Below are 23854 nucleotides of genomic sequence, written 5' to 3'. Positions count from 1 at the left end.
GATCAGCCGGCGGCCGGCGCGGCCGTGCTCTGGCGGACCACCAGCTCCGGCGTGAACACTACGGACCGGTGGACGGGATTTTGGGACTCCACCTCTTCGGACAGCAGTTCGATGGCTGTCCGGCCCAGCAGTTCGGTGGGCTGGCGGATGGAGGACAGGGGAACCACCGCGGAGATGGCAAAGTCGATGTCGTCATAGCCAATCAGCGCCACGTCCTCCGGGATCCGGAACGTGTGCGTCATAGTGAGCGACTGCATGACGCCCAGGGCCAGGAGGTCGTTGGCGCAGAAAATCCCCTCGGGCAGTTCAGCCCGCCCGCGCTCCACCAGCATGTCGCCCACGCTGCGCCCAGCCAGGACGGTCTGCCCTTCAGCATCCAACACCTCGAGGCTGGCGTCCGGCTCCTCCTTCACGGCCCGCTGGGCCCCCTGGAGCCGGTCCGCGACCTGCCGGATGGACATGGGGCCGCCAACAAAAGCCAGCCGACGGCGGCCGGTGTCCAGCAGGTGCCGGGCAGCCAGGTAGCCTCCGGCGTCGTCATCCACGGCTACCGAGCTGAACTTGGACTCGTCAGCCAGCCGGTCCACCAGGACCGTTGGCACGCCGCGCTCGCGGAGGAGGTCCAGCCTTTCCGTTACATCGCCCACCGGCGAGATCAGCAGGCCCTGCACGCGCTGCTCCTGGAAGAGGTCAATGTAATTCGCCTCGCGGCCGGCATTGTGGCCGCTGTCGCCCAGCAGGACGGCGCTTCCCTGCAGCGCTGCGGCGTCCTCCGCCGCGCGGACCACGGAGGTGAAGAACGGGTTGCCTACGTCCAGGACGATGAGCCCGATGGTGCGGCTGTGGCCAACACGGAGTTGGCGGGCGGCATCGTTGCGGACAAACCCCAGTTCGTCGATGGAGCGCAGGACCCGTTCCTTGGTCCGGTCGGACACCCTGTCGGGATAGTTGAGGACATTGGACACCGTCCCCACGGCCACGCCCGCGTGGGTGGCCACGTCCTTGATACTGGCTGTGCGGTTCATCGATTCTCCGTGCCGACCTGCCCGCCGCGGGAGCTTCCGCGCGGGAAATCAAAAGTTTCTGCCATTGCTTGACACCTGCTCAACTCCAAGAGTACTTTGAATCGTACCAATGAAACGATTCAAAACTTTGGGAAGTTTGAGGAGGAGTCCGCATGAGGGTGTGTTTCCGTTCCTCGGTCCAGCCGGCGCTGATCGACGAATACCGGCGCAGGCATGCCGCAGTGTGGCCGGAAATGCTGAACGCCCTCAAGGAGGCGGGCTGGCACAACTACTCCCTGTTCCTTGGTGGAGACGGGCTCCTGGTGGGGTACGTGGAGTGCGACGACTTTGACGCCGTCCGTGCCCGCATGGCCCTGACGGATGTGAACGCCCGCTGGCAGGCCGAGATGGCAACCCTGTTCGAGGACTCCGGCCAGGCGCCCGACGAAGGGTTCCAGGTGCTGGAAGAAGTCTTCAATCTCAACAGCCAGCTGGCGGCACAGCCCCCCGCAGGCTGACCGGCAGGACGCGGGACGCAGGACCACCGGCGCACCGGAACAGCAGGCAACTGCCAGCAGGCACGCTCCAGCAGCGGGGCACCAACCAAAAGCATCAGACAGACGCTCAACACCGGAAAGAACCAACATGAACGACGTAGCAACGGCGCTGGGCAGGCTCGGGGAGCTTGCCATCGAGGTCCCTTCGTGGGCCTATGGAAATTCAGGTACGCGGTTCAAGGTGTTCGGCACGCCCGGCACGCCGCGGACGGTCCAGGAGAAGCTGGCGGACGCCGCCAAGGTCCACGAGCTGACCGGCCTGGCCCCCACTGTGGCGCTGCACATCCCGTGGGACAAGGTGGACGACTACTCCGCCCTCCGGGAGTATGCGGCGGGACTGGGCGTGGGCCTGGGCACCATCAACTCCAACACCTTCCAGGATGATGAGTACAAGTGCGGCTCCCTCACCTCCTCCAACCAGGCCGTCCGGCGCCGGGCCATCGACCACCACCTCGAGTGCATCGACATCATGCACGCCACGGGTTCGCAGGACCTGAAGATCTGGCTGGCGGACGGCACCAACTACCCGGGCCAGGATGACATCCGCGGCCGCCAGGACCGGCTGGCCGAGTCCCTGCAGGAGATCTATGCGGCCCTGGGGGATGGGCAGCGCCTGGTGCTGGAGTACAAATTCTTTGAGCCGGCGTTCTATCACACGGACGTGCCGGACTGGGGCACCTCCTACGCCCAGACCCTGGCCTTGGGGGAGAAGGCGTTCGTCTGCCTGGACACCGGCCACCATGCGCCGGGCACCAACATCGAGTTCATCGTGATGCAGCTGCTGCGCCTGGGCAAGCTGGGTTCCTTCGACTTCAACTCCCGCTTCTACGCGGACGATGACCTGATCGTGGGTGCCGCCGACCCGTTCCAGCTGTTCCGCATCATGCACGAAGTGATACGGGGCGGCGGTTACGGCAAGGACTCCGGCGTGGCCCTGATGCTGGACCAGTGCCACAACCTGGAAGAGAAGATCCCCGGCCAGATCCGCTCCGTGCTCAATGTCCAGGAAATGACGCTGCGCGCCCTGCTGGTGGACACCGCCGCCCTGGGCGAAGCGCAGCGTGCCGGCGATGTCCTGGCCGCCAACGGCATCTTCAACGATGCCTTCTACACCGACGTCCGGCCCATCCTGGCCGAGTGGCGTGAATCCCGCGGCCTGCCCGCGGACCCAATGGCCGCCTTCAAGGCGAGCGGTTACCAGAAACAGATCAACGAGGACCGCGTGGGCGGCCAGCAAGCCGGATGGGGCGCCTGATTCAGCTATGACGAACAAAACTGTGGAAGACCTGATCTCCCGTTCCAACCGCCTTGGCGCGGACAAGCGGAACACGAACTACGCCGGCGGCAACACCTCCGCCAAGGGCACCGAAAAGGACCCCGTCACGGGCGACGACGTCCAGCTGCTCTGGGTCAAGGGTTCCGGTGGTGACCTGGGCACCCTGAAGGAGCAGAACCTTGCGGTGCTGCGCCTGGACCGGCTGAATGCTTTGAAGAATGTCTACCCGGGCGTGGAACGGGAAGACGAGATGGTGGCCGCGTTCGATTACTGCCTGCACGGCAAAGGCGGGGCCGCCCCATCGATCGACACTGCCATGCACGGCCTGGTGGACGCCGCGCACGTTGACCACCTGCACCCGGACTCCGGCATCGCCATTGCGACGGCTGTGAACGGGGAGGCGCTGACCACCAAGATCTTCGGTGACAAGGTGGTCTGGGTTCCCTGGCGCCGTCCCGGTTTCCAGCTGGGCCTGGACATCGCCGCGATCAAGGACGCCAACCCGCAGGCCATCGGCACCGTCCTGGGCGGCCACGGCATCACCGCCTGGGGCGCCACCAGCGAAGAAGCAGAGCAGAATTCGCTCTGGATCATCGACCAGGCCGAAAAGTACATCGCAGAGAACGGGAAGGCCGAGCCCTTCGGTGCCAGGCTTCCCGGCTATGCCGCCCTGACCGAAGCCGAACGCCGTGCCAAGGCCGCAGCCCTGGCACCGGTGATCCGCGGCCTGGCCTCCACGGACAGGCCGCAGTTGGGGCACTTCAGTGATGACGCCGTCGTCCTGGACTTCCTCGAGGCAGCCGAACACCCGCGTCTCGGCGCGCTCGGCACCTCCTGCCCGGACCACTTCCTGCGCACCAAGGTCAAGCCGCTCATCCTGGACCTGCCCGCCGACGCCAGCGCGGAGGACTCGATCGCCCGGCTGCACGAACTGCACGCCGACTACCGCGAGGACTACCAGGCCTACTACGACCGCCACAAGGACGCGGACAGCCCGGCCCTGCGCGGCGCGGATCCGGCCATCGTGCTGGTCCCCGGCGTGGGCATGTTCTCCTTTGGGGCGAACAAGCAGACCGCCCGGGTGGCCGGCGAGTTCTATATCAACGCAATCAACGTCATGCGCGGCGCGGAGGCCATCTCCACCTACGCCCCGATCGAGGAATCCGAAAAGTTCCGCATCGAGTACTGGGCGCTGGAGGAAGCCAAACTGGCCCGGATGCCCAAGCCGAAGTCCCACGCCACCCGGGTTGCCCTGGTGACCGGTGCCGCGTCCGGCATCGGCAAGGCCATCGCCACACGGTTGGCGTCCGACGGCGCGTGCGTCGTCATTGCCGACCTCAACCTTGAAAACGCACAAAAGGTCGCCGAGGAGCTGGGCGGTGCCGACGTCGCCATCGGCGTCCAGGCAGATGTCACCGACGAGGCGCAGGTGTCCGCGGCCATCGACGCTGCTGTCCTGGCGTTCGGCGGCGTGGACCTGGTGGTCAACAACGCCGGCCTGTCCATCTCCAAGCCGCTGCTGGAAACCACCGAAAAGGACTGGGACCTCCAGCACAACGTCATGGCAAAAGGCTCGTTCCTGGTGGCCAAGGCCGCGGCGAAGGTCATGATCGCGCAGGGCATGGGCGGGGACATCATCTACATCTCCTCCAAAAACTCCGTGTTCGCCGGCCCCAACAACATCGCCTACTCCGCCACCAAGGCCGACCAGGCCCACCAGGTGCGCCTGCTCGCCGCCGAGCTGGGTGAGCACGGCATCCGCGTGAACGGCATCAACCCCGACGGTGTGGTCCGCGGCTCCGGGATCTTCGCCGGCGGCTGGGGCGCCAAACGTGCCGCGGTCTACGGCGTGGACGAGGAAAAGCTGGGCGAGTACTACGCGCAGCGCACCCTGCTCAAGCGCGAAGTCCTGCCCGAACACGTGGCCAACGCGGCCGCCGTCCTCACCAGCAACGAACTGTCCCACACCACCGGCCTGCACATTCCCGTGGACGCCGGAGTGGCGGCAGCCTTCCTGCGGTGAGTACGGGGGCAGGGGCGGCCGAGGGCGGGGTGTTCGCCGCCGTCGACATCGGCGCCTCATCCGGGCGGGTGATCCTGGGCCGCGTTACCTCCGCCGGGGTGGCGCTGGAAACCGTCCACCGGTTCCCCAACGGCGTGGTGGAGCGCGACGGCGGCCTCCGCTGGGACTTCGATGCACTGTTCGCGGAGGTGCTGGCGGGACTCCGTGCGGCCGCCGCGGCGGCGGCAGCCCGGGGCGAAAAGATCGCCAGCGTTGGCATCGACACCTGGGCCGTGGACTACGGGCTGGTGGACAGCGCGGGGAACCTCGTGGCGCAGCCGTACAGCTACCGCGACGACCGCAGCAGGACCGCCGTCGCGCCCGTCCACGCCAAGCTGGACCCCGCCCGCCTGTACCAAACCACGGGGCTGCAGTTCCTGCAGTTCAACACCATCTACCAGCTGGCCACCGAGAAGGACCTGGACGGGCTGCAGGCCCTCCTGATCCCGGACCTGATTGCGTTCCTGCTCACCGGGGTGCGGCGGACCGAGGCCACCAACGCCTCCACCACCGGCCTGTTTGACGCCGTGGCGGGGGAATGGGCCACCGAATTCTTCGCGGCGCTGGGACTGCGGAAGGACCTGTTCCCGCCGCTGATCCAGCCCGGCGAAACCGTCGGAACACTCCTGCCGGACATCGCCGGGCAAGTGGACCTCCCGCCGGAGACCCCTGTGGTGGCGGTGGGCTCGCACGACACTGCCTCCGCCGTCGCGGCCGTTCCCGCCGTGGCAGACGGTGGCCGCGGGGAGAACTTCGCGTACATCTCCTCCGGCACGTGGTCCCTGGTGGGGCTGGAACTGAAGCATCCGGTCCTCACCGGGGCCAGCCGGGAAGCCAACTTCACAAATGAACGCGGCGTGGACGGCACCATCCGCTACCTGCGGAACGTGGGCGGACTGTGGCTGCTGAGCGAATGCCAGCGCACCTGGGCCGGTGAAGGCTTCCAGCCCGACCTCGCCGCCCTGCTCACCGCCGCTGCGGCCCTCCCCGTCGGCGGGCCGCGGATTAATGCCGACGACCCGTACTTCATCGCCCCGGACAACATGCCAGGGCGCATCCGCGCGGCGGTCCGCCGTACCGGCGAGGTCCTGGCCGATGATCCCGCGGCCATCACCCGCTGCATCATGGACAGCCTCGCGGCCGGCTACGCCAGGACCATCACCACTGCGGAACGCCTCGCCAACCGTGAAGTGGACGTGGTGCATGTGGTGGGCGGCGGCTCCCAGAACACCCTGCTCTGCCAGCTCACCGCCAACGCCACCGGGCGCCCGGTGGTGGCCGGACCCGTCGAAGCCACCGCCCTGGGCAACGTGCTGGTCCAGGCACGGGCCGCCGGAGCCGTCGACGGCGGGCTGGCCGAGCTCCGCCGGATAGTCGCCACCGGGACCAGCCTGGACCGGTACCAGCCACTTGTCGCTGCGCGCCAAGGATGCGTGAATTAGGAATGCCCCTCTTCGACCTTCCCCTGTCCCAGCTCCGCAGCTATACCTCCGAGGTCACACCGCCGGGTGACCTCAAGGCGTTCTGGGATGCCACCCTGGACGAAGCGCGGGCCTTTCCGCTCGACGCAACCTTCGAACCGGTGGACAACTACCTCACGGTGATCGATACGTTCGACGTCTCCTTCTCCGGCTTCGGCGGCGCGCCCGTCAAAGGCTGGCTGCACCTGCCGGCCAACCGGGAGGCAGGCGTCAGGCTGCCGGTGGTGGTGAACTACATTGGCTATTCCGGCGGCCGCGGCCTGGCCAACCAGGACACACGGTGGGCACAGGCCGGGTACGCACACTTGATCATGGACACCCGGGGCCAGGGGTACGGCGGCACGCTGGGGGACACCGCGGATCCCCACCCCTCCGCGGGGGATGTGGCGCACGCGGGCCTCATGACCAGGGGCATCGCCAGCCGGGAGGACTACTACTACCGCCGTGTCTACGTGGACGCCTTCCGCGCGGTGGAGGCTGCCCAGGCCCACCCCGCCGTCGATCCCGCCAAAGTGGTGCTGGCCGGTGTCAGCCAGGGCGGTGGCCTGGTGGTGGCCACGGCGGGGCTCACCGCGGGACGGCTCGACGGCGTCATCGCCGCGCTGCCCGACGTCCCCTTCCTGCAGGACTTTCCCCGTGCCATCGACATCACTCCGCGGGGGCCCTATCCGGAGATCGCCCAGTTCCTGGCGCGGCACCGGGACCGCTACGACGCCGCACTTGGCGTCCTGAACTATTTCGACGGCGTCAACCTGGCCCGCTGGGCCACCGTTCCGGCGCTGTACTCGGCTGCGCAAATGGATGACATCTGCCCGCCGTCCACGGTGTTCGCCAGCTACAACGCCTACGGGACCGGCACCCACGCCTCATCGGCCACCGGTGCCGTGAAGGACATTGAGGTGTACCGGTTTAACAACCATGAGGGCGGCCAGGAACACCACTGGATCCGCCAGCTGCAGTTCCTGCGGAAGCTCCTGGGGTAGGCTGCGGCGCCGGAATGTGACGCAACCGATTTTGCGGCCGCCGTGTGCCGGGTTTATGGTCTCTTCCATGACTAACCGTTGGTATGCGTATTTTTCGTTGGCTCTGGAGGGGCCCGCGTCTAACTGACACGCATCCAACTTCCTTCAGAGCCAACAGGGCAGAGATCATTCTCTGCCCTTCGCCGTTTCTCCGGCGGGTTCTGAAATCCGGGCCCGCTTCCCATCTGGAACAGGACCCCGAACATGAGCACCGCAACAGCAGCCGCCCCCGCCAGCGCCACCAAATCCACGTCCAACCTGCGCGTCAGCGAATTCACTGCGCTGCCCGCCCCGTCGGCGCTTCTCACCAAACTGCCGCTGGGTGACCGGGAGGCCGCCGTCGTCCAACGCGGACGCGACGAAGTGCGCGCCATCATGGACGGCGTGGACGACCGCCTGCTGGTCATCGTGGGCCCCTGCTCCATCCACGACCCCAAGGCCGGGCTGGAGTACGCCCGCCGGCTGGTCAGCCAGGCCGAGAAGCACAAGGAAGACCTGCTGATCGTCATGCGGACCTACTTCGAGAAGCCGCGCACCACCGTGGGTTGGAAGGGCCTGATCAACGATCCCCGGCTGGACGGCAGCCATGACATGGTGACCGGCCTGCGCACCGCCAGGCAGTTCCTGCAGCAGGTCACGGCGCTGGGCCTGCCCACCGCCACCGAATTCCTGGAGCCGATCAGCCCGCAGTACATGGCGGACCTGATCTCCTGGGGAGCCATCGGTGCCCGCACCACCGAGAGCCAGATCCACCGCCAGCTGGCTTCCGGGCTCTCCATGCCCATTGGCTTCAAGAACGGCACCGACGGCGGCCTGCAGGTTGCCATCGATGCCTGCGGTGCCGCCGCGGCGGCCCAGGCCTTCCTGGGGATCGACGGCGAAGGCCGGGCCGCGCTGGTGGCAACGGCAGGAAACCCCGACACGCACGTCATCCTCCGCGGCGGCCGAAAGGGCCCCAACTACTCGGCGGGCGATGTGGAACGCGCCTCCACCGAACTGGCGGGCAAGGGGCTCAACCCCCGCCTGATCGTTGATGCGAGCCACGCCAACAGCGGCAAGAGCCACCACCGGCAGGCTGAGGTGGCGCTGGAGATCGGTGCCCAGCTTGAGGAAGGCGGCGCAGCGGCCCGGGCAGTGGCCGGTGTGATGCTGGAAAGCTTCCTGGTGGGCGGCGCCCAGAACCTTGACGTTGCGGAACACGCCGCGGGACGGGCGGAACTGGTCTACGGCCAGAGCGTTACCGACGCCTGCATGGACTGGGATGTTTCCGCGTCAGTCCTGGAGCAGCTGGCGGCGTCGGCACGGAAGCGCCGGGCCTCGAATTAGGGGGCGAAATAGGGGAAACGCTACTTTCACATCTGCCACATGAACATCTAGAGTATCTGTTTAGGTGGTTGGTGGATGGCTCAGCATCGGAACACCGCATTGGCACGTACCTGGGGTCACTGTTGTCCATCCGTCAGCAAAGGAAAATAGGGAAATGTCGGCAGAACAGAACTTCTCCAACGCGAAGTTCCTGACCGTGGCTGAAGTGGCCGAGGTCATGCGCGTCTCCAAAATGACTGTTTACCGCCTGGTTCACTCCGGCGAAATGCCCGCGGTGCGCTTCGGCCGCTCCTACCGTGTCCCCGAAAACGCCGTCGAACAGTACCTCAAAGGTGCTGTTGTGGACGGCCACACCGAGACCGCCTGAGGCGGCCTGTCCCGAGCCGCCCCCGATAAGCGGTACCCTGTTAAGGAACGTTTTACGTCATTGTAAGAATCTGTCAGTTGTTCAGTTCGTAGCTTTGTCCGCGGACATTCCCCATCAGGCAGGTACTGCATCTAGTTTGTAAGGAACTTTCGTGGGTTCAGTTATCAAGAAGCGTCGCAAGCGTATGGCCAAGAAGAAGCACCGCAAGTTGCTTCGCAAGACCCGTCACCAGCGCCGCAACAAGAAGTAGAGATACTTCGAACAGCGTGGAAATGCCCGTCGCCTTCCAAAGGCGGCGGGCATTTTTTTGTCTTCAGGGTTTAGACTGCAGGCTTTTGGCTGCGGCAGGGTGGTTTATGCCCGGGGACCGCGGATGCGGGCGAAGCCCTTCCAGAGGCCGTAGACAGCGCCGCCGAAGGTTGCTGCCTTAAGGCCCAGCGTGGCAGCGCGGCGGCCCGCGCGGAAGTCATAAACGGGCCAGTTCCGGTCCCGGGCGTGCCGGCGAAGCTTGGCGTCCGGGTTGATGGCCACGGGGTGTCCCACCAGTGACAGCAGCGGCACGTCGTTGTAGGAATCGCTGTACGCCCAGCAGCGTTTGAGGTCCAGGCCCTCCTGGTCCGCAATTCCCTGGACCGCTACGGCTTTGGCCGAGCCGTGCAGGATGTCCCCCACCAGGCGCCCGGTGTACATGCCGTCCGACACCTCACCTACTGTCCCGAGCGCTCCGGTCAGCCCCAGCCGGGTGGAGATGACTGTTGCCACTTCGATGGGGGTGGCCGTCACCAGCCAGACGCGGCGGCCCACCCGCAGGTGCTGTTCCGCCAACGCCTTGGCGCCGGGCCAGATCCGCGATGCGATCATCTCGTCGTAGACTTCTTCGCCGAGGGCCTTGATGTCGTCAACAGTGATGCCGGCGGCCAGCGTCAGGGCCGAATCACGGACCGCATGGACGTCGTCGATATTCTCACCGCGCGCCACGAACTTGAACTGCTTCCACGCGAATCCGGCCGCCTGGGCCAGGGTGAACGCGCCGCGCTGGTGCATCTTCCGCGCCACGTGGAAGAGGCTGGCCCCGCGCATCAAAGTATTGTCCACATCGAAAAACGCCGCTTCACCGGGCTGCGGCGCAGCAACCGGCCGGGTGACGACGGCGACGTATTTCTCCTCGGGCATGGACTTGAGTCTAGTCAATCCACCCGCTGGCCGCCGTCGGCGTCACCCGCACGGCGCGAACGGCGATACCGTTAAGCCATGGCTACCCCCCGCGTCGTCCTGGTCACCAAAGCTGACTGCCACCTTTGCGAGGAGGCGCGCGACGCCGTCGGCCGGGTCACTGCCTCGTTGGGCCTTACCTGGAGCGAAGAGCTGGTGGACAACCAGCCCGAACTGCGGGAGCGTTACGCCGAAGAGATCCCCGTGGTCCTGGTTGACGGGGTGCAGCGCGACTTCTGGAAGATCGACGAAGCCCGGCTGGAACGCGTCCTGCAGCGCGCCATGGCCAATTAGGGGGATGCGAGTGACGTCCCTGGATTCAACGTCCCAGCCCGTCCCGGGCATCCCGGATGCCGCGGGTGCACCGGCAAAACAAATTCCCCCTGCTGCCGTGGCCCGGTTGACCCTGTACCTCCGGGCCCTGAACACGCTGCTGGCCGAGGGTGTTGAGCGCGTCTCCTCTGACTCTTTGGCGGAAGCCTCCGGCGTCAGTTCCTCAACGCTGCGCAAGGACCTGTCCCACGTGGGGTCCTACGGCACCAGGGGAGTGGGGTACGAGGTCCAGTACCTCAGCCGCCACATTGCCGCGGCCCTGGGGCTCACGCATGACTGGAAAGTGGCCATCGTCGGAGCCGGAAACCTGGGCAAGGCGCTGGCACGCTACGGCGGCTTTGAATCGCGTGGCTTCGATGTGGTGGCCATCTTCGACGCGGACCAGATGGTGGTGGGCAACGAGGTGGGATGGCTGCGGGTCAGCGACGTGGCGGACCTTGAGACCGTCCTCCACCGCACCGGGGCCAACATGGTGGTGCTGGCGCTTCCTGCGGCGGTGGCACAGGGCATCTGCGACCGGGTAGTGGCGGCGGGCGTGCACAGCGTGCTCAGCTTCGCACCGGTGATGCTCCAGGTTCCGGAAGGGGTCAACCTCCGCAAGGTGGACATGGCCACGGAGCTGCAGATCCTGGCCTACCACGCCCAGCGGGCGCAGGCGCCGGGGCAGACAGCGTAGCGGCCACGGTTTAAAGGCGGCGGCCCGGGATGCTGGACATCCCGGGCCGCCGCTGCGTTCTGTGGTTGGTGGTCAGCGCCCGTAAGGGTTGCCGAAGCCACCGGAATACGGGTTGGCGAAGGGCTGCTGCTTCCGGAAGTAGGGGGCAGCGGCAGGGAGGTAGAGCAGGACGATGGCGGCGATCCCCAGGACGGTCCCGATCGTTGCAAAGGAGGGGATTCCGAACAGGCCGAAGACCGACAGTGCAGCAAAGACGGTTCCCAGGATGCGTGCCCAGTTCTTGCCCTTGCGGATGAAGAAGGCCACCAGCAGGTAGAGGGCGGCGCCGATGATGCCGAAGACCACCAGGGAACCGGCGATGAAGGGCTTGATGTCGTCGTAGGTGATGTCCGCCCCGCTGGCCCGGACCTGCTGTTCAAATTCCTGCCGGAACTGCGGGGCATCCAGCTGGGTGAGGTTGACGAGGATGGAGATGACATAGATCGCGGTGGCCGCGATCAGCAGCCAGAACGCGATGTTCACCAGCTGGGGGACGCCGTTGCTGCCGGCCGGCTGCGGCTGCTCCGAGGGGTACTGGCCGTAAGGGGACTGGCCACACGGCGACTGCCCGTACTGGGGTGCATTCTGGCCGTAGCCCGGGGCCTGCGGAGCGTTCTGCCCGTACGGGGAACCGTACTGCGGCGCGTTTTGCCCGTACTGCGGCGCTGCGGGCGGTTGGGAACCGTACTGGGGCTGGTTCTGCCCGTACTGGGGAGCGTTCTGGCCATACTGCGGCGCGTTCTGGCCGTAGCGGGGCTGCTGTGGTCCGGGCTGCTGGCTGCCGGACTGGCCGTTCCCTGGCTGGCCATTGCCGGAGTGGGGGTCTTGGGGCGCGGGAGGCGGGACGGGAGGAGTACTCATGGCGTTCCTTCTGCAGGTCGGGATCCAGGTAGGCTGCCGGGAATCGGTCCTCAGCCTTCCCCCCAGCGTGGCTTAAGTCCACCGTACCCCCGGCGGGTGGCGTTGTGGGTGATTCAGGCGGGATCCACGCCCGCGGCCGGCAGGTGAACCCGGGGGAAAGGCCCTTGGTTAAACACGGCACCCCGGTACCGGGCCGGGATGGCCTGGTACCGGGGTGCCGTGAACGGGGAAACTTATGCTGCGGGGGCGATGAAGGCCAGTTCCAGGTTGATGGCAACCTTGTCGCTGACCAGCACGCCGCCGGCCTCGAGGACGGCGTTCCAGGTCAGGCCGAAGTCCTTGCGGCTGATGGTGGTTTCGGCGGTGAGGCCGGCGCGGGTGTTGCCGAACGGATCGACGGCCACACCGTGGAGCTCGGTCTCGAGGGCCACGGGACGGGTGACGCCCTTGATGGTGAGGTCGCCCTGGAGTTCGTAGGCATCGCCCTTGGGGACGATCGAGTTGGAAACGAAGGAGATTTCCGGGAACTTCTCGACGTCGAAGAAGTCTTCGCCGCGGACGTGGCCGTCGCGGTTGACGTCGCCGGAGTCGAAGCTGGCGGTCTTGATGGTGGCGTTGACCTTGGAGTCGGCCACGTTCTCGGCGAGGTCCAGGGTGGCCTCGGCTTCCTTGAACTGGCCGCGGACCTTGCTGATGCCCGCGTGGCGGACGGTGAAGCCGATCTCGCTGTGGGAGTTGTCCAGGGTCCAGGTGCCGGTGGTGACGTCTGCGGGAAGTGCCATGATGTTGCTCCTTGGTGTGAATGCTGCTGGGGTCGTGCGGTTGAACCTTCATCGGTTGAAGTCTCAACTAACTTGCTGCATCCAGTATAAACATGCGTTTGCATCTTTTGTTCCCGGTTTCGGAACATTTCTTCAGAAACTTGAGTTCTACTCTTTGTAGAAAGCACGTGCGGAAGATTTCGGATCGCACGCCATCTTTGAGAAACTGGTAAACATGCCCCAAGCCACTGTCCATCTGCTCCGCCACGGCGAGGTCCACAATCCCGACGGCGTTCTCTACGGACGGCTCCCGGAATTCCACCTCTCCGAACTGGGGCAGGAGATGGCCCGGATGCTTGCCGAACACTTCCGCGAGCGTGCCGCGGGCGGCGCCCGGATCACCTACCTGGCCGCCTCGCCGCTGGACCGTGCGCAGGAAACCGCGCGGCCGACGTCGGAGGCGCTGCACCTGCAGATCCACACCGACGGGCGCATCATCGAAGCGGAAAACTACTTCGAGGGCATGAAGGTCACCAAAGCCGAACTCCGCCGGCCGAGGCACTGGCCGCGCCTGGTCAACCCGCTGCGCCCGTCATGGGGCGAGCCGTACAAGCAGCAGGCCGCGAGGGTGGCGGCTGCCGTCCAGGACGCCCGGCTGAAGGCCATCGAACTGGCAGCCGGCGACTTCGGCGCCGCCGGCCCCGAGGCCATCCTGGTCAGCCACCAGCTGCCCATCTGGGCGGCACGGCTGAGCGCGGAGGGCCGGCCGCTGTGGCATGACCCGCGCAAGCGCGAGTGCACCCTGACATCCGTCACGTCCCTGGTGTTCGACGACGACGGCTCGCTGGTGCGGGTCGAGTACAGCGAACCCGCGGCGTCCCTTCTTCCCGGTGCCGCCAGCACCCCTGGAGCCTAGCAGTGAGCAACAACAACCTTCCCTCGCGCCGCAGCATGCTTGCAGCAGGCGGCATGGCCCTGACCGCGCTGACCCTTGGCCTCTCCGGCTGTGCCCAGGAGGATGCGCTGGCCAAGCAGGCCAAGGCGGGAGACAACAAGAATTACGTTGCCGGCGACGGTTCCGTGACCGAGTTCGCCGCCGGGGACCGCAAGGAAGCCGTGCAGATCCAGGGCGCGCTCTTCAGTGGCGCCGCGGTCACCCCGGCCGACTTCCAGGGCAAGGTCAGCGTCCTGAACTTCTGGTTTGCCGCCTGCGCCCCCTGCCGCGTGGAAGCGCCGCTCCTTGAGGAACTGCACCAGGAGTTCAAGGACCAGGGCGTGCAGTTCTTCGGCGTCAACCTCCGGGACGAGAAGCCCACGGCAGAGGCTTTCGAAAAGACCTTCAACCTGACCTACCCCAGCTTCGACGACAAGGACGGCGGCGTCCTGCTGTCCGTGTCCGGCCTGGTGCCGCCCGGGGCCGTGCCCACCACCCTGGTGCTGGACAAGCAGGGACGGGTGGCCTCCCGCGTCCTCGGCGAAATCGAGAAGGGCACCCTGAAAGCCCTCATCACCGCCGCCGTGGCGGAATAGGGACAGGCCGGGACCGTGAACAGCCCCTTCGCCGAAGCTATCCTCAGTGGCTCCCTCCTGCTGGCCATTCCGGTGGCCCTGCTCGCCGGACTTGTGTCTTTCCTTTCCCCCTGTGTCCTTCCCCTGGTGCCCGGTTACCTGGGATATGTCACCGGACTGAGCGGAGTGGACCTGCAAAAGCAGAAACGCGGCCGGATGCTGGCAGGCATCGGACTGTTCGTCCTGGGCTTCTCGGTGATCTTCGTCCTGCTGGGCGGCGCGTTCGGCCAGCTGGGTACCCTGATCACGGGCAGCCAGAACGCCTGGATCACCCAGCTCCTGGGGATCCTGGTCATCATCATGGGCATCGTCTTCATGGGCGGCTTCAGCTGGCTGCAGCGCGACGCGAAGATCCACGCCAAGCCGCCCGCCGGGCTCTGGGGAGCGCCCCTGCTGGGCCTGACCTTCGGCCTGGGCTGGGCCCCGTGCATCGGCCCCACGTACTCCGCCGTGCAGCTGTTGAGTCTTTCCGGCGGATCCTCCGCCGCCAAGGGCGCCTTCCTTGCCTTTGTGTACAGCCTGGGACTGGGCATCCCGTTCCTGCTGATCGCGCTGGCCCTGCGCCGGGGGATGGGCGTCATGGCGTTCTTCCGCAAGCACCGCCTGGCCATCCAGCGGACCGGCGGCGGGATCCTGGTGGTCCTCGGGCTGCTGATGGCCACCGGCGTGTGGGGTGCCTGGGTGACCGGGCTGCAGTACTGGTTCCAAACCGACGTGAAGTTGCCGATCTGATGAGCGAGCGTGTGAACGTAAAGAAGAAGCAATCCGCCCCTGTCGCAGAGGCGAAGGCCCAGGCTGCCCTCCCGGCCCTGGGACCCAAGGGCATGCTCCGGTGGGCCTGGACCCAGCTGACCAGCATGCGCACCGCGCTGTTCCTGCTGCTGCTCCTCGCAGTCGCCGCCGTCCCCGGATCACTGTTCCCGCAGCGGCCGGCAAACCCGGCCGTGGTGACCCAATACATCAAGGACCACCCGGACTACGGCAAGCTGCTCGATTCCCTGCAGCTCTACGATGTCTACTCCTCGGCGTGGTTCTCCGCGATCTACCTCCTGCTGTTCATCTCCCTGATCGGCTGCGTGGTGCCGCGGGCCATCGCCCACTACAAGGCCATGCGCTCACAGCCGCCGCGGACCCCCCAGCGACTCTCCAGGCTGCCGGAATACGGCACCCTGGTGATCCCCGCCAGTGCCGCCGTCCCGGCGTCGGACGCCATCAACGGTGCGGCCGGCCTGCTGCGCAAGCGCGGCTACCGGGTGGAGGTCAGGGATGCCGACGGCGCCCTTCCGTCCCTGGGTGCCGAACGCGGCTTCATGAAGGAAGTGGGCAACCTGGTCTTCCACACCTCGCTCATCGGCGTGCTGGTGTCCGTGGCCGCCGGCGGCCTGTTCGGATACAGCGGCCAGCGCATCCTGGTGGAAGGCGACACCTTCGTGAACACCCTGGTGGGCTATGACCAGTTCAACCCGGGCACCAACTTCCAGTCCAGCCAGCTCCAGCCGTACTCGCTCCAGCTGGACAAGTTCAACATCACCTTCGACCGCGAGTCCCGGGGCAAGTTCGGCCAGCCCATCGATTTCGCCGCCACCGTGACCACCAAGGAAAACCCGGACGCTCCGCCCAAGCAGGAGATCCTGAAGGTCAACGACCCCGTGAGCCTGGGCGGCACCAGCATCTACCTCACGGGCAACGGCTACGCGCCGGTGGTGACCATCCGGGACGGGGCGGGCAACGTGGCCATGCAGGGCCCGGTGGTGGCCAAGCTGCAGGGCGAGAACTACTACTCCTCCGTGGTGATCAAGGTCCCCGACGCCCAGCCGGACCAGCTGGGCTTCGTGGGCTTCTTCCTCCCCACCGCGTTCGTGACGGACAAGAACGTCTCCTTCAGCGCCGACCCTGAGCTCTTCAACCCGCAGCTGACCCTGAACTCCTACTACGGCGACCTGGGCCTGAACAAGGGTGCTCCGCAGAACGTCTTCGAACTGGACGTCAAGAACCTGACCCCGCTCAACGCCAGGAACCTGGCCGCGGGCGGCATCACGCTGGCGCCCGGCTCCACCTACACCCTCCCGGACGGCAAGGGCAGCATCAGCTTTGACGGCGTGAAGCGGTACATCGGCGTGGACATCCACCACAACCCCGGGCAGCTGTACGCCCTGATCTTCGCCTTGCTGGCTGTGGCCGGCCTGATCCTTTCGCTCTACGTCAACCGCCGCCGCGTCTGGGTGCGCACCGGCACCGCTGACGACGGCCGCACCATGGTGGAATACGGGCTGCTGGCCCGCGGCGAGGACCACCGGCTGGCGGGCGAGGCGGCCGCGCTGCGGAAACTGTTCGCCACCGAGTGGCAGCTGGCCGACGAGGCCGCGCCTGACGCTGCTGCCCCCGAAAATACTGCCCCGTCCCAGCAAACTCCCAGCCGGACAGGCGATAATGTCGCAGGCTCCGCCGAAAAGGCCGAAGGCTCCGTCACCACCCCAGCAGGCCCCACCGGGCCCGAAAAGGACCAGTAATGCCATTTGGAATCAACGAAACCATGGGCCAGTACAGCGAACTCTTCATGCTGCTGGCGGCGGGCACCTACACAGTGGCCTTCATTGCCTTCGCCTGGGACCTGGCCAAGAGCAGCAAGGCCCTGCGCGCAGTTGACCTGAAGGCCGCCCAGGCCGGGGCTGCCACCAAGGTTCCCGTGGCCGCCGGTGTTGGCGCCGGCTCTGCCGGGGCGCGCCTGGACGGGCCCGCCGACCGGGCCGAGCGTCCGTCGTCGTCCGCTGCCAAGGCCGGCGGTGCGGGGGCCGGCGGTGTCGTAACGGCCGACGGCGACATGAAGTACGCCACGGAGCGCCGGGTTCCGGCGCGGGTCGCCGTGGCCCTGACCACCCTCGCCGTCCTCATCCACGGCGCCGGCGTGGTCACCAGGGCCCTGGGCGCGGGGCGGGTGCCGTGGGGCAACATGTACGAGTTCCTCACCACCGGCGCGTTCCTGGTGGCGGCCGTCTTCCTGCTTTCGCTGATCCGGCGCGACCTGCGCTTCCTGGGCACCTTCGTGGTGGGCCTGGTGATCATCATGCTGGTGGCTGCCTCGGTGGCCTTCTGGACCCCCGTGGGCCACCTGGTCCCCGCCCTCCAGAGCTACTGGCTGGTCATCCACGTGTCCATTGCCGTGCTTTCCTCGGCACTGTTCACCCTGACGTTCGCGATGTCCGCGCTGCAGCTGGTGCAGTCCCACCGGCAGAAGACCGTTGCAGCCGGCGGCGCCGACAAGCTCGGTTTCATGCGCCTGGTGCCCTCCGCGCTGAGCCTGGAAAACCTCTCCTACCGGATCAACGCCATCGCCTTCATCGGCTGGACCTTCACCCTCATGTTCGGTGCCATCTGGGCGGAAAAGGCGTGGGGCCGGTTCTGGGGCTGGGACACCAAAGAGGTCTGGACGTTCGTGATCTGGGTTGTCTACGCAGGCTACCTGCACGCCCGCGCCACCCGCGGCTGGACCGGGACACGCGCCGCGTGGCTGTCGATCGTGGGCTACCTGTGCGTGATCTTCAACTTCACCATCGTGAACCAGTTCTTCAACGGGCTCCACTCCTACTCCGGCCTCTAGAAACGGGCCCTTTCCGGGCCTTGGGCGGGGAATCCACCCGCATCGCGGCAACTGGGCGCTAAATAACCATTCGATGTAGCAACAGGGCTGTCCGAGGGTCCGTCGGAAATGCTACGTTGGTGACGTTCACTGTGATGAAGCTTGCATGTGGACCGCCAGCCTTCCGAGGTAACCATGAGCTACGCTCTCGCCGTAGACGTCGGGACCAGTTTCACGGCAGCCGCCGTTGTTCGTTTTCACCAAGGTCCCTCCGCTGTGCCTGAGTGCCTGCCTTTGGGCGCGCGTGGAGCGTCGGTTCCCTCCGTGGTGTACTTCCCGGAGGAAGGCACTGTCCTGGTGGGCGAGGTCGCGGAACGCCGCGGTCTGGACTCGCCGGAACGCGTGGTGCGGGAATTCAAACGCCGCATCGGCGACGACGTTCCCATCATCCTTGGCACCCTGGCGCTGCAGCCGGAGGACGTCTTCGCCACCATGGCCCGCTGGGTGGCAGACCGCGCGGCCGAACGCGAGGGGGGCCCGCCGTCGGCCGTCTACCTCACCCACCCCGCTGCCTGGGGCATCCACCGCCTGTCCGCCATCCGCGCCGCCCTTGCCGCCCACGGCCTGGAAAACGTCACCCTCCTTCCCGAACCCGAGGCCGCGGCGCTGCACTACGCCTCGCAGGTGCGGGTGGAGGAGGGCAGCACCATCGCGGTGTACGACCTCGGCGGCGGCACCTTCGATACCGCGGTCCTGCGGAAGTCCGGCAGCAGCCGCTTCGAACTGCTGGGCCGTCCGGAGGGCATCGAAGGCCTGGGCGGGGCCGACTTCGACGCCGCGGTGTTCAGCTATGTTGCCGGGCACACCGGCACCGCCCTGGCACACCTCGACCCCGCCGACCCCGCGGTCCTCGGGGCATTGGCCCGCCTCCGGCGCGAATGCGTGGAGGCCAAGGAAGCCCTGTCCTCCGACAGCGAGGCAAGCATTCCCGTGCTCCTGCCCGGCGTCCAGCAGCAAATCCGCCTGGTCCGTTCCGAGTTCGAGGCCCTGATTGAAGAGCCCGTACGGGAAACGGTGGACGCGCTGGAGCGCTCCCTGACCCAGCTGCACCTGGAACCGGCAGACCTGTCCGCGGTGCTGCTGATTGGCGGCTCGTCCCGGATCCCCCTGGTAGCCCAGGTGGTGTCGGAGGAACTGGACCGGCCCATCGCCGTTGACGCGGATCCCAAGTCCTCCATTTGCCTCGGCGCGGCCGTGGCCGCGCTTCTCGCGCACGCCGCAGCCCGCGCAGAAACGGCAGCGCCCCAAACTGACGCGGCAGGAATTGAAACGTCCGCCGCTCAGGCGCCGCCCGCCGTCGTGCCTTCCGCAGTGCCACCGGCACCCTCCGGACCCGGGCTGCCCAGCTGGTCACGCAAATATGCGACGACGGCTGAAGCCGGCGCGGGGCACGGCGCCGTCCGGACTGCGCGGCGGGGGGAAAGAGGGGCACACGCCCCGAAACCCACGGTCCGGGTCACGGCTGTTGCCGCTGCCGCAGCCCTCCTGACGGTCCTCACCGCCACTGCGGCGCAGAGCCCCGACGGCTTCGGAAGCCTCACCGCCATGTTCGTACCGCAGGCCGGAGCGAGCACCGACGGCGGATCCGCAGGCACCGGCGGGGCGGAAGCACCAGGTGGAGGGGGAGGAGGAGCAGCAGCCGTTGGCGCCCCCCAGCCGCTCGCGGGCGTGGAGGCCAGCGCCAAAAAGCCAATCGTGCAGCAGCCCGGGCTCGACGTGTCCGCCTCACCCACCAGCAGCCAGGCCGCGGCCGGCGGCGCCACGGCGGGTGGGCCTGCGGCCGCCGGCGCAGCCCCTGCAGCGAATCCGCCGTCAGCAGCCGGGGGCAGCACTCCGGGGACAGTCATCGTTCCCGATTCAGCCACCATAGGCCCCGCAACGCCAACGGCCACCACGCAACCCGTCCCTACCGCGCCTGCCCCCACTGCCACCCCGGCCCCAACAACCGCCCCGCCCACGTCCACTGCCACGCCAACACCGACGACGCCGCCGCCGGGCACATCCTCGCCCGGCACGACCGTCGACCCCACGCTTGGCTCCGGAACCGCTCCCGCCGACCCGGGGACGTCTTCCCCCACCACCGGGGGAGCGACCCCCACCATCCTGCCCACCACCATGGCGGCTCCGGCCCCCACAGGTGACCCGCTCGTGTCCCCCACGGCCGACCTAACGCCCACCCCGACCGTTGCACCTTCACCCACGCCGGAGGAGTCCACCGTGACTCCGACGGACACTGCCGTCGCAACGGCCACGACCACTTCTCCGGGGGCCTGACATGGACGGACACATCCAGCGGGCGGAACGGCCCGTACCCCTGCTCACCGCACCTGACCACCAGGGCCATCCGCCTCACGCCGCGGAGCTGATGGCCAAGCAGTTGAAGGGCGCAAACGCTGCCGTCCGGGAGCTGCTGCTGGCACTTTCGGTGGGCTTCGCCCTGCCGGGACCGCTTCCGGCGGACCTCCAGCACAAGTTCATCAGCGGAACGGTGGAGGACCTTGATGCCCTGGTGGACCGCGCCGAAGCCGCAGGCCTGCTGCGGCCGGACGGCACGGTGGTGGGGACGGCCCAACACGCCCTTCTGACCGCCACCCCCACGGCCAAGGTGCACGCGCTCCAGCGGGAGCTCGTAACCGTCTTCACATCCGCAGGACAGCCGCTGGGGAACCTCGCCCGCGAGCTGGCCAGGGGAGGCCTTGCCGATCCACGGGTGGCCGCGGAACTGGAGCAGGCTGGGAACGCCGTGCTGGAGAATGACCCCAGGCTGGCGTCCCAACTCTACGAGGAAGCACTCCTGGCCGGCGCCGACCCGCTGGCCACCGCAGCCAGGCGCGCCCAGGCCGCAGCCGGCGACGGGGAACTCGACGCCGCGGCCCGCATCATCGACGCGCTCCTGGTCAGCCCGGACCCGCCGGACGTGCGCCGCGGAGCCGATGTCGCTGCCTCCGTCTGGGCGCAGCGGGGAATGCTGGCCCGCGGAGCCGACGTATACAGCTGGCTTGGTCCCGGACGGGTGGGCCCCTCCGCACCGCTTGCCGCCGTCGCCATGATCGGCGCCGGTGACCGGGCGGCTGCGGAGGCCTTCTTCCGGCCCGATGCTCCGGCGGCCTCGCCGACGCTGCTTGCGGCCGCCCTGGTCCAGACCGGACAGGGAATCCTGGCCTCCCTGGGGGACAAGCCGCAACAGGGCATCTCCATCCTGATCCATGCCTCGGACATGCTGAACTCGGCGGGCACGGCCCTTCCGCTGCCGGAAACACCGGCGGCCCTGGCAGCCCTGCTGGCCCTGCAGAGCGGTGAGCCGCACCTGGCGGAGACGGTCTGCAAGGCGGCAGCCGCAGCCGGACAGGGCGGCAACGCCGCCCAGCCAAGGCTCCTGCTGCTCCAGGCCTGGGCGGCGATGATGCAGGACAAACTCGAGGACGCCCGCCTGGCAGCCACGGAAGCGGCCAAAGCCAATCATTGGCCGCTGGTCCCGCGCGACGAGTTCATGTGCGCCGCCCTGGAGGTGGGGCTTGCGCGCCGGAACGGCGACGTGCCGGAGCTGCTCAGGGCATGGGAACGGGCACGCGAAGCCATGCTCCACACCTCGGTGGACCTCTACAACCTGTTGCCGTGGGGCGAACTGCTGATCGCCGCGGCCCGGCTGCGCGAGACACGCCGGGTGGCGCAGTACCTGGAGGACGCCTGGAAACTGCTGGGCCGCCTGGGTGGTCCTGCCCTGTGGTCCGTTCCCCTGCACTGGTCCGCCGTCCAGGCTGCGCTGCTGAATGAAAGCCCCGCCGATCTTGCTCCCCACGCAACGGCACTGGCGCGGGCCTCTGCCCACAGTCAGCTTGCCGCGGTGCTCGCCACGGCCGGCAAAGCCTGGGTCTCGGTGCTCGCCGGCCGGTTCCGGACCGCCGATGTGGAGGGTGCTGCCCGGCTGCTCGGTGCGGTGGGGATGCCCTGGGAGGGTGCACGGCTGGCCGGGCACGCTGCCGCCCGGGCCGACGAGCGTCGGGACATGATGCGCCTGCTCTCCTGTGCCCGGGACCTTCACCCCCAAGGCAGCCCTGCTGCCGGAGCATCAGGGGCGGCGGAGGTGCAGGCAGGAACCGGTACCGACGCCGGCAAAGCGGGGCAGCCCGACGCCTCCGGTTTGAGCGAGCGCGAAAAGGAAGTGGCCAGGCTGGTGCTTGAGGGCAAGACCTACCGGGAGATCGGCGAGGCAATCTACATATCGCCCAGGACCGCGGAGCACCACATTGCCAGGATCCGGCGCCGGCTGGGAGCGGAAAACCGTTCCGACCTGCTGGCCCGTCTGCGCCTGGCCCTTGGCGTGGAACATTCCCAGCCGCTGAATCCGCAGCAGGAATAACCCCTAACCCCCCTAGACACGGGGGTGCCAGTGCCCCGGAACAGCGCCCGGGGGTAGGGGGAAAGCGCCCGATGCACCGTCCCCGGCGGCGAATCTAGGTTTGAAGCAACCGGATACGTACACCGGATGATCCACAACTCCACGAAGATGTGAGGACCACGCATATGCCAACACTCGCAAATGACCTTGTTCAGTTCCTGATGCAGCTCTTCGGCGACCGGGAGGCGATCCAGGAGTTCCTGGATGACCCGGAGAGGGCACTGCAGGAACACGGCCTGGCCAACGTGTGCTCGGCTGACGTTGACGCCGCCATGCCGGTGGTCCTCGACTACGCTCCCATCACCGTCAATGCCACCTCCTTCGCCCGGGAGCACACCACCGGCGGCAACGGTGTGTGGGCCGGGCAGACGGGGACGCTGGGCGGCCACGGCGCAGGCACCTCCGCCCTCCACGGCGGAGGGGCTGCGGGGCAGGGGGGCGCCGGCTACGACCAGGACGACCACGCCCACGCGGTCCAGCAGCTCCACCACGTGGTGAACCACTTCTCCTACACCACCAACACCACCATGCTGGATGACCGCGTCACCATTACCGACCAGTCCGTCAACCAAAACATCTGGGCGCACGGTGACGTGGAGCAGTGGTTCGACAACGATGCCGTGGTGGCCTCCGGCGACCAGGCCGTGGCCGCCGGTGATGACGCCGCCGTGCGGGACTCCAACAACGTGCGGGACTCCTACAACGTCAGGGACTCCTACAACACCGACCACTCGACCGATAACTCCACGGACAACTCCATCCATGCCGGCAGTGACGTCAGCATCGGCAACGAGCAGACGGACATCTCCGACTCCTTCAACACCGATCTCGGCCTGGACGTGGACGATTCCTTCAACGACAACTCCGACAATTCCCGCCACACGGATTACTCGGACCATTCCACCAGCACCGACGTGGACGTGGACGTCCGGGACTCGTTCAACGACAATTCCGACAACTCCACCCACAACTCCGTGGCGGTGGACGACTCCTACAACCAGGACACCTCCACCCTGGTTGAGGATTCCTTCAACCAGGACAGCTCCACCACTACCGCGGTGGAGCTCCACGTGGACGACTCGTTCCAGGACGACCCCGCCACCAGCATCGTTGAAGACAACCTGGTGGTGGCGGACAACCAGCTCGATTTCACGGAGGACAACTCCACGCACACGGATGTTGACCTGGACAACCACGCCACCATCGACGATTCGGTGGTTGACGACTCCACCGTGCTGTAACACGCTATTCCCGTGGGGCGAACCGCCCAGA

The 23854-nt window shown here is 67.2% G+C and carries 22 protein-coding genes; 18 read left to right on the top strand and 4 right to left on the bottom strand.

Annotation, left to right across the window (positions count from 1 at the left end):
- Positions 1-2: 2 nt before the first annotated feature.
- The gene (locus PUN51_RS03725; RefSeq protein WP_159630812.1) at positions 3-1025 is read right to left on the bottom strand and encodes a LacI family DNA-binding transcriptional regulator; all 1023 of its coding nucleotides are present in this window, start codon (positions 1023-1025) and stop codon (positions 3-5) included.
- 152 nt (positions 1026-1177) lie between these two features.
- Between PUN51_RS03725 and PUN51_RS03720 the strand changes: the two genes are divergently transcribed.
- From PUN51_RS03720 to PUN51_RS03685, 8 genes are all read left to right on the top strand, one after another.
- Positions 1178-1522 (top strand): L-rhamnose mutarotase, encoded by a 345-nt coding sequence (locus PUN51_RS03720; protein WP_224026983.1) that lies wholly within the window; start codon positions 1178-1180, stop codon positions 1520-1522.
- Positions 1523-1649: 127 nt separating this feature from the next.
- Entirely contained in the window at positions 1650-2816 is a 1167-nt protein-coding gene (rhaI, locus tag PUN51_RS03715; protein ID WP_224026982.1) for an L-rhamnose isomerase, read from the top strand.
- 7 nt (positions 2817-2823) lie between these two features.
- Positions 2824-4860 (top strand): bifunctional aldolase/short-chain dehydrogenase, encoded by a 2037-nt coding sequence (locus tag PUN51_RS03710; RefSeq protein WP_275179938.1) that lies wholly within the window; start codon positions 2824-2826, stop codon positions 4858-4860.
- The gene (locus PUN51_RS03705; protein ID WP_224026980.1) at positions 4857-6341 is read left to right on the top strand and encodes a rhamnulokinase; all 1485 of its coding nucleotides are present in this window, start codon (positions 4857-4859) and stop codon (positions 6339-6341) included. Before PUN51_RS03710 ends, PUN51_RS03705 begins: the two co-directional genes overlap by 4 nt.
- A gap of 2 nt (positions 6342-6343) precedes the next feature.
- On the top strand, positions 6344-7363 hold the full coding sequence (locus PUN51_RS03700) for an acetylxylan esterase (RefSeq protein WP_275179937.1): 1020 nt from the start codon (positions 6344-6346) through the stop codon (positions 7361-7363).
- A 243-nt stretch (positions 7364-7606) separates the two neighbouring features.
- Positions 7607-8728 (top strand): 3-deoxy-7-phosphoheptulonate synthase, encoded by a 1122-nt coding sequence (locus tag PUN51_RS03695; protein ID WP_275179936.1) that lies wholly within the window; start codon positions 7607-7609, stop codon positions 8726-8728.
- 154 nt (positions 8729-8882) lie between these two features.
- Entirely contained in the window at positions 8883-9095 is a 213-nt protein-coding gene (locus tag PUN51_RS03690; RefSeq protein WP_043452394.1) for a helix-turn-helix domain-containing protein, read from the top strand.
- 151 nt (positions 9096-9246) lie between these two features.
- On the top strand, positions 9247-9345 hold the full coding sequence (locus PUN51_RS03685) for a 30S ribosomal protein bS22 (protein WP_003792170.1): 99 nt from the start codon (positions 9247-9249) through the stop codon (positions 9343-9345).
- Positions 9346-9449: 104 nt separating this feature from the next.
- On the opposite strand, the gene PUN51_RS03680 is transcribed toward PUN51_RS03685, so the two are convergent.
- Entirely contained in the window at positions 9450-10268 is an 819-nt protein-coding gene (locus PUN51_RS03680; RefSeq protein ID WP_159630826.1) for an HAD family hydrolase, read from the bottom strand.
- A gap of 78 nt (positions 10269-10346) precedes the next feature.
- Between PUN51_RS03680 and PUN51_RS03675 the strand changes: the two genes are divergently transcribed.
- Positions 10347-10601, top strand: a complete 255-nt coding sequence (locus tag PUN51_RS03675; RefSeq protein ID WP_159630828.1) for a glutaredoxin family protein — start codon at positions 10347-10349, stop codon at positions 10599-10601.
- A 10-nt stretch (positions 10602-10611) separates the two neighbouring features.
- On the top strand, positions 10612-11316 hold the full coding sequence (locus PUN51_RS03670; protein WP_159630830.1) for a redox-sensing transcriptional repressor Rex: 705 nt from the start codon (positions 10612-10614) through the stop codon (positions 11314-11316).
- Between the two features lie 72 nt (positions 11317-11388).
- On the opposite strand, the gene PUN51_RS03665 is transcribed toward PUN51_RS03670, so the two are convergent.
- Together PUN51_RS03665 and PUN51_RS03660 are read right to left on the bottom strand one after the other, a co-directional pair.
- Positions 11389-12216, bottom strand: a complete 828-nt coding sequence (locus PUN51_RS03665; protein WP_275179935.1) for a hypothetical protein — start codon at positions 12214-12216, stop codon at positions 11389-11391.
- A 233-nt stretch (positions 12217-12449) separates the two neighbouring features.
- Complete coding sequence (locus PUN51_RS03660) at positions 12450-12998, bottom strand: YceI family protein (RefSeq protein ID WP_159630834.1); 549 nt, start codon at positions 12996-12998, stop codon at positions 12450-12452.
- Between the two features lie 214 nt (positions 12999-13212).
- On the opposite strand from PUN51_RS03660, the gene PUN51_RS03655 reads away from it, so the two are divergent.
- The 8 genes from PUN51_RS03655 to PUN51_RS03620 all read left to right on the top strand — a co-directional run bounded on the left by PUN51_RS03655 (position 13213) and on the right by PUN51_RS03620 (position 23823).
- The gene (locus PUN51_RS03655) at positions 13213-13893 is read left to right on the top strand and encodes a histidine phosphatase family protein (RefSeq protein ID WP_159630836.1); all 681 of its coding nucleotides are present in this window, start codon (positions 13213-13215) and stop codon (positions 13891-13893) included.
- Between the two features lie 35 nt (positions 13894-13928).
- A complete protein-coding gene (locus tag PUN51_RS03650) occupies positions 13929-14507 on the top strand; it encodes a TlpA family protein disulfide reductase (protein ID WP_159635196.1) in 579 nt (192 codons plus the stop codon).
- Between the two features lie 15 nt (positions 14508-14522).
- The gene (locus tag PUN51_RS03645; protein ID WP_159630838.1) at positions 14523-15278 is read left to right on the top strand and encodes a cytochrome c biogenesis CcdA family protein; all 756 of its coding nucleotides are present in this window, start codon (positions 14523-14525) and stop codon (positions 15276-15278) included.
- Positions 15278-17056, top strand: a complete 1779-nt coding sequence (gene resB / locus PUN51_RS03640; protein ID WP_159630840.1) for a cytochrome c biogenesis protein ResB — start codon at positions 15278-15280, stop codon at positions 17054-17056. The genes PUN51_RS03645 and resB overlap by 1 nt, the downstream gene beginning before the upstream one ends.
- Positions 17056-18144, top strand: coding sequence for a c-type cytochrome biogenesis protein CcsB (gene ccsB, locus PUN51_RS03635; protein WP_159630842.1), 1089 nt, complete (start codon positions 17056-17058; stop codon positions 18142-18144). Before resB ends, ccsB begins: the two co-directional genes overlap by 1 nt.
- Positions 18145-18318: 174 nt before the next feature.
- Positions 18319-20457, top strand: coding sequence for an Hsp70 family protein (locus tag PUN51_RS03630; RefSeq protein ID WP_275179934.1), 2139 nt, complete (start codon positions 18319-18321; stop codon positions 20455-20457).
- A gap of 1 nt (position 20458) precedes the next feature.
- Complete coding sequence (locus tag PUN51_RS03625; protein ID WP_224026977.1) at positions 20459-22543, top strand: LuxR C-terminal-related transcriptional regulator; 2085 nt, start codon at positions 20459-20461, stop codon at positions 22541-22543.
- Positions 22544-22707: 164 nt separating this feature from the next.
- Positions 22708-23823: an IniB N-terminal domain-containing protein gene (locus PUN51_RS03620; protein ID WP_275179933.1), complete on the top strand. Its 1116-nt coding sequence runs from the start codon at positions 22708-22710 to the stop codon at positions 23821-23823.
- Positions 23824-23854: the final 31 nt, after the last annotated feature.

It is taken from the genome of Arthrobacter sp. NQ4 (genome assembly GCF_029077345.1).
In the GTDB taxonomy this organism is placed as follows: domain Bacteria; phylum Actinomycetota; class Actinomycetes; order Actinomycetales; family Micrococcaceae; genus Arthrobacter.
Note: the sequence above shows the minus strand (reverse complement) of the source record. Positions and strands in the feature narration are given on the sequence as shown.

Coding starts and splice junctions, on each gene's coding strand:
- PUN51_RS03725 (WP_159630812.1), bottom strand. CDS start 1,025: ATGAACCGCACAGCCAGTATCAAGGACGTGGCCACCCACGCGGGCGTG.
- PUN51_RS03720 (WP_224026983.1), top strand. CDS start 1,178: ATGAGGGTGTGTTTCCGTTCCTCGGTCCAGCCGGCGCTGATCGACGAA.
- rhaI (WP_224026982.1), top strand. CDS start 1,650: ATGAACGACGTAGCAACGGCGCTGGGCAGGCTCGGGGAGCTTGCCATC.
- PUN51_RS03710 (WP_275179938.1), top strand. CDS start 2,824: ATGACGAACAAAACTGTGGAAGACCTGATCTCCCGTTCCAACCGCCTT.
- PUN51_RS03700 (WP_275179937.1), top strand. CDS start 6,344: ATGCCCCTCTTCGACCTTCCCCTGTCCCAGCTCCGCAGCTATACCTCC.
- PUN51_RS03695 (WP_275179936.1), top strand. CDS start 7,607: ATGAGCACCGCAACAGCAGCCGCCCCCGCCAGCGCCACCAAATCCACG.
- PUN51_RS03690 (WP_043452394.1), top strand. CDS start 8,883: ATGTCGGCAGAACAGAACTTCTCCAACGCGAAGTTCCTGACCGTGGCT.
- PUN51_RS03680 (WP_159630826.1), bottom strand. CDS start 10,268: ATGCCCGAGGAGAAATACGTCGCCGTCGTCACCCGGCCGGTTGCTGCG.
- PUN51_RS03675 (WP_159630828.1), top strand. CDS start 10,347: ATGGCTACCCCCCGCGTCGTCCTGGTCACCAAAGCTGACTGCCACCTT.
- PUN51_RS03665 (WP_275179935.1), bottom strand. CDS start 12,216: ATGAGTACTCCTCCCGTCCCGCCTCCCGCGCCCCAAGACCCCCACTCC.
- PUN51_RS03660 (WP_159630834.1), bottom strand. CDS start 12,998: ATGGCACTTCCCGCAGACGTCACCACCGGCACCTGGACCCTGGACAAC.
- PUN51_RS03655 (WP_159630836.1), top strand. CDS start 13,213: ATGCCCCAAGCCACTGTCCATCTGCTCCGCCACGGCGAGGTCCACAAT.
- PUN51_RS03650 (WP_159635196.1), top strand. CDS start 13,929: ATGCTTGCAGCAGGCGGCATGGCCCTGACCGCGCTGACCCTTGGCCTC.
- resB (WP_159630840.1), top strand. CDS start 15,278: ATGAGCGAGCGTGTGAACGTAAAGAAGAAGCAATCCGCCCCTGTCGCA.
- ccsB (WP_159630842.1), top strand. CDS start 17,056: ATGCCATTTGGAATCAACGAAACCATGGGCCAGTACAGCGAACTCTTC.
- PUN51_RS03630 (WP_275179934.1), top strand. CDS start 18,319: ATGAGCTACGCTCTCGCCGTAGACGTCGGGACCAGTTTCACGGCAGCC.
- PUN51_RS03625 (WP_224026977.1), top strand. CDS start 20,459: ATGGACGGACACATCCAGCGGGCGGAACGGCCCGTACCCCTGCTCACC.
- PUN51_RS03620 (WP_275179933.1), top strand. CDS start 22,708: ATGCCAACACTCGCAAATGACCTTGTTCAGTTCCTGATGCAGCTCTTC.